6 protein-coding genes are annotated in these 2736 nt (G+C 39.5%); 3 read left to right on the top strand and 3 right to left on the bottom strand.

From position 1 onward, the window contains the following. The 3 genes from F8N00_RS17560 to F8N00_RS17550 all read right to left on the bottom strand — a co-directional run. The coding region (locus F8N00_RS17560) for a hypothetical protein (RefSeq protein ID WP_421018696.1) at positions 1 to 319 on the bottom strand (319 nt) is incomplete at its 3' end. Between the two features lie 338 nt (positions 320 to 657). Then, positions 658 to 942, bottom strand: a complete 285-nt coding sequence (locus tag F8N00_RS17555) for a hypothetical protein (protein WP_023468226.1) — start codon at positions 940 to 942, stop codon at positions 658 to 660. Continuing rightward, positions 939 to 1241 (bottom strand): DUF2089 family protein, encoded by a 303-nt coding sequence (locus F8N00_RS17550; protein WP_421018695.1) that lies wholly within the window; start codon positions 1239 to 1241, stop codon positions 939 to 941. Before F8N00_RS17550 ends, F8N00_RS17555 begins: the two co-directional genes overlap by 4 nt. Positions 1242 to 1428: 187 nt before the next feature. Between F8N00_RS17550 and F8N00_RS17545 the strand changes: the two genes are divergently transcribed. The 3 genes from F8N00_RS17545 to F8N00_RS17535 form a co-directional block, all read left to right on the top strand. Beyond that, on the top strand, positions 1429 to 1842 hold the full coding sequence (locus F8N00_RS17545) for a DUF4064 domain-containing protein (protein WP_421018694.1): 414 nt from the start codon (positions 1429 to 1431) through the stop codon (positions 1840 to 1842). A 24-nt stretch (positions 1843 to 1866) separates the two neighbouring features. Further along, positions 1867 to 2556, top strand: a complete 690-nt coding sequence (locus tag F8N00_RS17540) for an ABC transporter permease (RefSeq protein WP_058265892.1) — start codon at positions 1867 to 1869, stop codon at positions 2554 to 2556. Beyond that, positions 2556 to 2736 (top strand): ATP-binding cassette domain-containing protein (locus F8N00_RS17535; protein ID WP_421018693.1); only part of this gene is annotated, 181 nt, incomplete at its 3' end. The genes F8N00_RS17540 and F8N00_RS17535, both read left to right, overlap by 1 nt.

The raw sequence follows: 2736 nt of genomic DNA, 5'->3' as shown, positions 1-2736 counted from the left end.
ATTTAGATGTGGATTCTTTCTTTGAGAAATCGAACGTCGATGCGAACTTTACTTTGACTCGATCTTCCGCTATCTTTCGAAAACGGTTCGGCGTCACCCAATCCTTTTCCTTAAAGGATTTTTGATCGACGAGTTCTAAATCTGTATCTGGATGATGCGAATTAATAGTACGAAGAATAACCGCATACTGCTGATAATATTGGTTTTTTTGTTGTGGAGTCAGTGCCTTTTGTTTTCCCTCTGCAAATGCCTCGTACATAAAGGAGCTGGTTAAGGTAACACTCAATGCTGTTAAGAACGTCATCGTTTTACGCTTCATTTTTTTCCACTCACTTTTTTTTAGATTATGTAATATATTCTCAAATTATCACGTCATTTGTTCTTTTCCTATACTTTCACCGTCTGTTTTTCTATTCTTACTCACACTTCAATTTTATAGTTATTTTCGAATTGAAATTTATGAATTCAGCGTGATGTGACTTAGACCATTATTTATTCACAGATTCTGTGATGAGGAAGTTAAAGTCATTTGCTCCTTTTGCCAATCATTGCTTTATATTGATGTACGAAATGAACTGCAGTACCTCTCTTTTCTGGTCATTAAAAAAACGACCTCTTTTGAGATCGTCTTCCTTTAGAAAAGATGTACGCTTTCCATCATAGTGTATCGTGGACGCGCATCCGTTCTAGTTCTTTTTCTTGGTTCTTTTTAAAAGATTTCCGGCCATTCGACCATTCAACTGAAAGTACAATCCAACCGAATCCTAAAATTAATGCATAAGCTAGAAAACTATTGTACCCACCATTGAGGTATCGCCATGTCATGACGATTGTCAATAGAAGCGGCATAATGACGCCAAGATACGGATTATTTCGACTCGCTAATAGTTGCTGTAATCCTAATCCAACGGTGATGAATAAAGCAGAAATGATAAAGTTCATTCGTTGTTACCCCTCTCAAGTCGATATTTTTCGATGATTTTTTTGGCATCCTCAATCGTAATGCGATCTTCAATGGCCATTTGTTTAATGTATGCGATGAACGGTTCATTCTCGATTTTCTCATTCACTTCGATTTTCTGAATGATCCGATCGACGCGAATCCGAACTGTGGGATAGGAGACATCATAATGTTTCGCCAGTTCCTTCAAAGAACCCGAGCTTACGATGAAATTTTTAACGAATTCCATCTCTTCCAATTCTAGAGATAAAACCCAATCTGGAACATCATCTTTTTTCATTTCCCATTTCCCTCCCATGTCACTACAATAGCATTCATTTAAATAAAGTTAAAGTATTTTTGATATTAATTAAACATTTAACCAATAAATAATTAAAATATATTCATTATTTCGCTTGTCATAGTGATTCAAGTCATGGTAGTTTAGGTTTGTCAAATCGGAAAAATAAGGAAAAGGAGTGTTTTACTTGAAAAGAACAACGGAATACATATTTGCTGTCATCGGTATCGTCTTGTTTGGATCATTATGTTTAGGTGGGTTTCTATTGTCTGGAACGATTGCGGATCACGCTGGCATGAAGGAGTTGGTCGATCAATTCATTCAAGATGAGAACATTACGGATGTCACGTCTACCCAAATCCTCACATCCTTCCAACAATTCTTCTTATACCTTGGTGCCGTCTCTCTCTTATGTACGATAGGCGGAATCGTCTCGATCGTCCGGATTCGCAAAAACGGTTCAGCAGGAAAGATGTTGATCATTACTGCAATTCTCGGTGGGATCTTCACATTACTCGCCGGTGTCTTTGGTTCAATCGCTTATTTGATCGCCGGTATCACTAACGTCACGAAGAATAAAAAGATAGCACGGCAATACTAAACTCAAACAGAAAGGTGTGTCGATATGTTCGCGATTACACTTCGAGAATTTAAATCGCTTTTCCAAAGTATTCGAGCCATCCTGATCATCGTCGTCTTGTTCGGTGTGACGATTGGTTCTGCGAAACTCGTTAGCCAGTTTAAAGGACAACTCAGTGATCTCGGTCTAGGTGACAACGCCTATATCATCGGTTTGATGCTGCTTCTGTTCTTAGCATCTCCTTTATTCGTGACGAGCATTTCTCATAGTAGCGTCAATAAAGAGATTGAATCGAAGACGATTCGTTTTCTTGCGACGAAAACATCTCGTGAGAACATTATTTTCGGGAAGTTTTTAGGTAACGTTTCGTTCTGGGTCATCTGTCTGACAGTCGCTCTCTTGTTGATCGTTCCGTTTTCAAAATCGTTCCCGATCGTCGATTTGATCCAAAGCATCATCTTTGTCTCTTACTTCATCGGTCTGTCGCTGTTTCTTTCGACAGTCGTCAACAGCTCTGCAATGACGATGTTCGTCGGCATCTTCATCTCGATCGCGCTTCCGGTCATTGGGATGTGGAGTCTTATTTCGAAGAATGTCATCGTTGATACGTTGTCTTACTTGACGCCCTATTATTACTATACGCAAGAAAACACTGCATACACGTATCTTGTCTTGATCCATATCGCCGTCTTCGTCATCGCGAGCTTGATGATCTTTAAAAGGAGAGATTTATGATGCTAGCCCTTCGCGCAACCAATCTAACGAAACAGTACGGCAATAAGACCGTCGTCAACCAGTTGAATCTCGAAATCAAACAAGGGGTCATCTTCGGCTTCCTTGGTCAAAATGGCGCCGGTAAATCAACATTCATCAACATGATCACAGGCTGTCTCTTATACACATCTCCGAGCCCAC

The organism is Exiguobacterium sp. A1_3_1, from assembly GCF_048985645.1.
Classification (GTDB): domain Bacteria; phylum Bacillota; class Bacilli; order Exiguobacteriales; family Exiguobacteriaceae; genus Exiguobacterium_A; species Exiguobacterium_A indicum.
This window is presented reverse-complemented; position numbering and strand designations above follow the sequence as displayed.